This is a genomic window from Actinomycetospora sp., assembly GCF_055612215.1.
The window spans coordinates 1-6,151 of the sequence record NZ_JBVPVA010000572.1 but is presented as its reverse complement, the minus strand read 5'-3'; the positions used below and the strand labels follow the sequence as shown (position 1 = coordinate 6,151).

Genomic DNA, 6,151 nt, shown 5'->3' with positions numbered 1-6,151 from the left:
GTCCTCGCGCTGCGCGCCGCCGTCGCCGGGCTGCCGATCGTCGAGCTCGCGCTGTGGGAGCCGCCGATCATGGTCGATCCGGACGCCCCGCGCCGCCACCAGCTGTACGTCACCGAGCTGACCGCCCGGCTCGACGACGGTCGGCCCGGTGACGCGATGGCCCTGTTCCTGACCACCGTGGGTCTGCCCGAGCAGGCCATCGCGGGCATGCGACAGGGACCTGGGTGGGCCGACCTCGAGGCCATCGCCCCCACCCTGCTCCACGACGCCCTGGTCATGGGCGACAGCACCCTGCCCACCGGCCTCGGGTCCGTCGCCGTCCCGACCGTGGTGCTGACCGGCAGCGAGACCGGAGCGTGGGCCGACACGGCCGCCCGCGCCCTCACCGCCGTGCTCCCCGCCGGCAGCCACCACGTCCTGGACGGCCAGGACCACGCCGTCGCCTGGGACGTGCTCGCGGCGGCCCTCGTTCGGGTGGGCTCCGCGCCGTGACCCCGCGGTCCGTGGTCGCCGCGGCACTCGCCCTGATCCGCTGCGGCCGTGGTCACGACCCGGAGTGGTCGGCGGGCCGGGTCCACCGCATCGCGAAGGACGTGGGCGCCTTCTGCTCGGTGGCCGCGCAGGCTCGCCGGTAGGCCGTCGGGGTCGCCCCGACGATCGCGGTGAACGTCCGACTGAACGTCCCGAGGCTGGTGAAGCCCACGTTCGCGCACACCTCGGTGACCGTGTCGGTGCTGTGACGCAGCATGAACATGGCCCGCTCGACCCGCCGCCGCTGCAGGTACCGGTACGGGGTCTCGCCGAAGACCCGCCGGAACTCGCGGATGAAGTGGGACCGCGCCATCAGGGCGACCCGCGCGAGCTGGTCGACGTCCAGCGGCCGGGCGTAGCCGCGATCCATGAGATCCCGGGCCCGCAGCAGGCGCCGCCGGGCGTCCTCGTCGGCCTCGCTCACGGTCGGCCCCCCTTCACCACGAGGTCGACGACGCGGCCACGCAGAGCACTTCTGGATAACGCCGCGGGCCCGGAGCGCTCCTATCGTCGCTGATCGAACCGGCAGCCACGACCGCGGAGGATCACCGTGCTCACCTCGAACAACCTCTCGTCCATCTTCGTCCTCGACCAGGACCGAGCGCTGGAGTTCTACACGGGGGTGTTGGGGCTGGAGGTCGCGGCCGACGTCGACTTCGGCGCCATGCGTTGGCTCACCGTCCGCGTCCCGGGGACCGACAAGGAGATCCTGCTGGAGCGGCCCGGCCCGCCCGCGCACGACGACGCGACCGCGGAACGGATCCGGGAACTGGTGACGGTCGGGGCCGGTGGCGGGTGGCTGGCCTTCACCACCGACGACGTCCGGAAGACGTTCGACGAGGTCGTCGCCGCCGGTGCCGACGTCACGCAGGAACCGATCGAACAGCCCTACGGGACCGACTTCGCCATTCGCGATCCGTTCGGCAACGCCATCCGGATCGGCCGGATGTCGCACCTGACGCTCTGACGCGCGCCCCGGATTCGGGACCAACGGCCCTTTCCCGGGATACGGCGCGGTCACCAGGGTGTGGAGCGCACGTCACGAGGCGAGGGGGTCGGCGATGACCGGGTTCGGGACGCGGACGGGCTTCGTCGGCTCGATGGTCGAGGGCGAGGACGGGCTGGTGGTGCTGCGCGGCGAGCAGGGCCCCGCCGCGGTGGCGCGGGTGGCCGAGCACCTGCAGGCACTCGTCGCGGCCGGCGTCCGCCACATCCGGGTGGACGCGCACGGGGCCTCCGGTCTGGACGCCGCACTGCTCCCCGTGCTCAGCCAGGTACAGACGCGGCTGACGGTGCGGCAGGGCATGCTCACCGCCACCGGGCTCCGGGCCACCGACCACCCGGGCGCGGCCGCCGTCGGCTCGCCCCGTCCCCTTCGGGACCTTCGGACGCCGCCGAGGGGAGCAACGACCCTGGAGGACTCGTTCTCACGCTCCTAGCGTCGATCCTCGCCGACCGGCGGGAGGTGCGGGAGCGAGGGGGCAGAGGTGGCGGACTTCGGCATCGACCTGGGGACCGCGACGACGGTGGTCTGCCACCCCCGCGACGGTGTGGTGCACGACGAGGCGTCCCTGCTGGTGGAGTGGCCGGCGGGGCGGGGTCGGGAGCTGATCATCGGTGACGCGGCCGCCGCCCTCGCCGGCCGCACCCCGTCGGGCGCCCGGGTGGGGTATCCCCTGCGCGCAGGCGTCGTCACCGATCTGACCCTCGTCCGCACCTACCTCCACGAAGTCGTCCGACGGACGGCACGCGGCCGCTGGCGCATCCGCCGCCCGCACGCGGTCCTGAGCTGCCCGGTCGACGTCACCCCGCTGGAGCGTCGCGCGCTCGCCGAATCGGCGGAGGAGGCCGGCCTCGGGCACGTCGACCTGCTCGCCGCGCCCCTCGCGGCGGCCCTCGGATGCGGTCTCGACCTCGACGACCCCCGCGTCCAGTCCGTCGTCGACGTGGGCGCGGGCACGGCGGAGATCGCGGTCTTCTGCCGCGGCGTCGTCCTGGCCCACCGCGCCTGCCGCCATGCGGGCGACGAGATGACCGCCGCCCTGCGCGGGCATCTGCGGGACCGGTACGGCCTGCACGTCTCCTCGGCGGCCGCCGACGCGCTGAAGATCGCCGCCTCGTCGGCGCGCGAGCCGGTCCCCGCCGAGGGGCGCGACGTCGTGAGCGGGCGGCCCCGCACGGTGACGATCGAGGTGAGCGAGGTCGAGACGGCCGTCGTCCCGATCGTGCGCCGCACGGTCTCCGCGCTGGCCGACTGCCTCGACGACCTCCCGGTGGCCGGCGTCCCGGACCTGCTCGCGAGCGGAGTGGTGCTCGTCGGCGGGGCCTCCTCCGCGTCACGCCTGCGCGAGGAGCTCGAGGCCGCCCTCGGTCTGCCCGTCAAGGTCCCGGAGCGGCCGAGGACGTGCGTCGGGGAGGGCCTCGCGCTGGCCGGTGGCCGCCCCGCACCTCGCGCCCGTCCCGCCTGAACCACCGGCCCGGGACGCCACGATGGCCGCTGCGCCCACCCGTTCCACCGAGCCGGAACCGTCCGCCCCGTCGCCCGCGACCCCGGCACCTCCGGCTCCGGCTCCGGCCGACCGGCTCCTCCCCTGCCCGCCGTTCCCGCCGCCGCGCCGTTCGCGGGACGCCCGCGCCCTCGCCGCCCGCACCTGGCGGCGGAGCTGGCCGTGGCTCGCCGCGCTGGCCGCGGTCGTGATCGTGGTGATCACCGAGCTCGGCCTGCTCCAGGGACGCATCCGGGCCGACCTCGCGCACCTGCGCGAGGCCGCCGACGTCCCGGAGGTCGTCCGGACGGCGAGGACACCTCCGCTCCCGGCGATCCCCCGCCTCGCGCCCGCCGCGGCCGGCGACGTCGCCGCCGTCCGCCTCCGCCTCCTCGGTCCACCGTGCGTCCCGGGAGGCACGTGCACCGTGCTGGTCGCGGTCGACCGCACGCCGGGGGCGCCGGCGAGCCCCGCGCCGTGGACCGTCCTCGCGCTGGACCGGTGCCGCGGCTCCGTCGTGCCGCTGGGCACCGGCGTCGTCCCCGCGGCGACGGGGTCTTCCTACGGCGTGACCACCGTTCCCCTGCCGGCCGGTCGCGCCCTGGCCCTCGTCGCCGTCACCACGGCGCCCGCCCGAACGGCGTCCACCGCCGTGCCGATCGGCTCCGGGCCGTGCTGAGCGGCGGGACCGGCGGATGGGACGACCCGTCTCCCCCGCCGTCCGATCCCGACGACGGCTGGGGGCGGGCCCGGCGCGGGCCGCTGCGCCGGGTGCGCCGGGCCTGGCGTCGGCGCGTCGCGGGTCGCGCGGGCAGCGAGAGCCGCGCTGTCCGGCGGCAGGCCGACGCCCGGGCGAGGGACGAGCGCGGGGCCGAGCCCCGACGCCCGGTCGTCGCGGACGTCGCCGCGGTGCTCGCCGCGACGCTGCTCGTGGGCCTGGGCGCGGCCAACCTCCTCGCGGCCGGCGAGCCGGACGCGGCGGTGACGAAGCTCGTGACCGGCGGCCTCGGACTCGCCCTGCTGCTCCTGCTCGCCGCGCGGCGCCGCCCCGCCACGCCCGCGCTCGCGTGGGCGGTCTACGGCACGACGGTGGCCCTCCTGCTCTTCGTCCTCGTCGGCGGCCTGCAGGTCAACGGGGCCCGTCGTTGGCTCGGAGCCGGGGCGGTCACGGTGCAGCCCTCCGAGCTCGCCAAGCTGGCGGTCCCCCTCGTGCTGGCCGCCGTCCTCACCCGGGGCCGGCCCACCTGGCGCCGCTTCGTGCTCGCCCTCCCGTTGGCCGCCGTGCCGGTCGTCCTCGTCGCCGGACAGCCCGATCTGTCCACGGCCACCCTGCTCACGGTCACCGCCGTCGTCGTGCTGGTCAGCGCGCGGGTGCCGGCGCGGTTCCTGGTGCCGGTGCTTGCGGGAGCCGCCGTCGCGGCCCCGCTCGCCCTCGGTCTCCTGCACGACTACCAGCTCGCCCGGCTCGGGACCTTCGTGACGGGCTCCCAGTCGGCCGCCGGTCCGGGCTGGGCCGTGCGCCAGGCCCGGCTCGCGATCGCGCGCGGGGGCTGGTGGGGCGATCACGGCGACCCGGTGCACACCCTGGCCGCGGACTACCTGCCCGAGCGCGAGACCGATCTCGCGCTCGCCTCCCTCGCCTCGGGATGGGGCGCGGTCGCCGCGGGCCTCGCCGTCGTCGCCGGCCTCGTGATCATCTGGCGGTGCGTCCTCGGGGCGCGCTCGCCGCGCAGCGCCGTCGGACGGCTGCTCTGCGCCGGGTTCGCGGTCCTGGTCGGCGTCGAGCTCGTCGTGTCGACCGGCGGGAACCTCGGTCTGCTGCCCGTCGCGGGTGTCCCGTTCCCGCTCCTCTCCGTCGGGGGCACCGCCACGGTCGTCCACCTGGTGGCCCTCGGGTTCGCACTCGGAGGCCGCCGGGACGGTGCGCGCCGCCCCCTCTGGTCGCCCGCCGCCCGCACCCGTCCCCGGCTCGCCCGTTCCGCCGCGGTCGTCGTGACTGCCGTCCTCGCCGTGTTCGCCGGGTACGGGGTCGGCCTCGTCCGGGACCCGGTGGCGCTCGCCGCGGGTGTGGACCAGATGACCCGGTGCCTGACGATCCCGGCGCCCCGCGGCGCAATCGTCGACCGGCACGGCGCCGTGCTCGCCGCCGACGCCGGCGACCGGGACGTGCAGGCCGTCCCGGCCCTGCTGCGGGCCTCGCCGGGCGCCGTCGACCGCCTCGCCGTCCTCCTGGGACGCCCGCCGGGCGAACTCCACGCCCTCGTCGACGCCGCTCCCGCGACCACGCCCGGCGTCGACGCCGGGGTGGTTCCCGGGCCCACCGGTGACGTGGTCGCCCGGGCGGCGTTGCCCGGCGTCGTCGTCGTCCCCGCGCCCCGGCGGAGCTATCCCACGGGCCCGGTACTCGCCCCGGTCCTCGGCTGGGTCGGTGCCGCGACCCCGACCGAGACCGCCCGGCACGCCGACCTCGACCCGCGCGGCACCACCGGCCGGGCCGGGGTCGAGCAGTCCTACGACGCCGTCCTGCGCGGCGTGCCGGGCGAGCAGTGCTTCTGGGTCGATCCCACCGGCCGACCGGTGGCGCCCGCCGCCCGCCGCGACCCGGTGCCCGGCGCGGCGCTCACCCTGACCCTCGACCTCGGCATGCAGCAGCGCCTCGTCGCCGACGTCGCGGCCTCGTTGACGGGGAGTCGCGCGGGGTCGGTCGGCGCCGCGGTCGCGATGGACCCGCGCACCGGCGCCCTGCTCGCGCTGGCCAGCTGGCCCAGCCACGACGACGGCCTCTACGGCCCGCCGAGGGACTCCGCCGCGCTGGCGGCCGCCTCGGCGGCACCCGGGAGCCCGATGCTCGACCACGCCATCGCCTCGGCGGTCCCGCCGGGATCCACCTACAAGCTCGTCAACGCCGCCGCCGACATGGTCCACCCGGTGATCCCGCCGGACCGCGTGATCCCCACCGGGGGCAGCTTCACGTACGGCGACCACACGTTCGACAACTGGCGGGTGCTGCCGCCCCAGAACCTCGTCGACGCGATCGCCTGGTCGAACGACGTGTACTTCTACCAGCTCGCCGTGGCCCTCGGCCCCGAGACGATGATCGACACCGCGCACGCGCTCGGCGTCGGGAGCCCCAC

General features: G+C 76.7%; 6 protein-coding genes and 1 pseudogene. 6 read left to right on the top strand and 1 reads right to left on the bottom strand.

What is annotated here, in order from left to right; all coding sequences use genetic code 11:
• A pseudogene (locus AC0CYZ_RS15755) lies at positions 1-492 on the top strand (alpha/beta fold hydrolase); the annotation flags it as partial.
• Positions 493-544: 52 nt separating this feature from the next.
• Here AC0CYZ_RS15755 and AC0CYZ_RS15750 read toward each other — a convergent pair.
• Positions 545-955: a helix-turn-helix domain-containing protein gene (locus AC0CYZ_RS15750; RefSeq protein WP_472216950.1), complete on the bottom strand. Its 411-nt coding sequence runs from the start codon at positions 953-955 to the stop codon at positions 545-547.
• Positions 956-1,081: 126 nt separating this feature from the next.
• Between AC0CYZ_RS15750 and AC0CYZ_RS15745 the strand changes: the two genes are divergently transcribed.
• From AC0CYZ_RS15745 to AC0CYZ_RS15725, 5 genes are all read left to right on the top strand, one after another.
• Entirely contained in the window at positions 1,082-1,498 is a 417-nt protein-coding gene (locus AC0CYZ_RS15745) for a VOC family protein (protein WP_472216948.1), read from the top strand.
• 94 nt (positions 1,499-1,592) lie between these two features.
• Entirely contained in the window at positions 1,593-1,970 is a 378-nt protein-coding gene (locus tag AC0CYZ_RS15740) for a hypothetical protein (RefSeq protein WP_472216946.1), read from the top strand.
• Positions 1,971-2,018: 48 nt separating this feature from the next.
• Complete coding sequence (locus tag AC0CYZ_RS15735) at positions 2,019-2,999, top strand: rod shape-determining protein (protein ID WP_472216945.1); 981 nt, start codon at positions 2,019-2,021, stop codon at positions 2,997-2,999.
• A 22-nt stretch (positions 3,000-3,021) separates the two neighbouring features.
• Positions 3,022-3,696, top strand: coding sequence for a hypothetical protein (locus AC0CYZ_RS15730; RefSeq protein WP_472216943.1), 675 nt, complete (start codon positions 3,022-3,024; stop codon positions 3,694-3,696).
• A partial coding sequence (locus AC0CYZ_RS15725) for an FtsW/RodA/SpoVE family cell cycle protein (RefSeq protein WP_472216941.1) occupies positions 3,690-6,151 on the top strand: 2,462 nt, incomplete at its 3' end. The genes AC0CYZ_RS15730 and AC0CYZ_RS15725, both read left to right, overlap by 7 nt.

Coding starts and splice junctions, on each gene's coding strand:
- AC0CYZ_RS15740 (WP_472216946.1), top strand. CDS start 1,593: ATGACCGGGTTCGGGACGCGGACGGGCTTCGTCGGCTCGATGGTCGAG.
- AC0CYZ_RS15730 (WP_472216943.1), top strand. CDS start 3,022: ATGGCCGCTGCGCCCACCCGTTCCACCGAGCCGGAACCGTCCGCCCCG.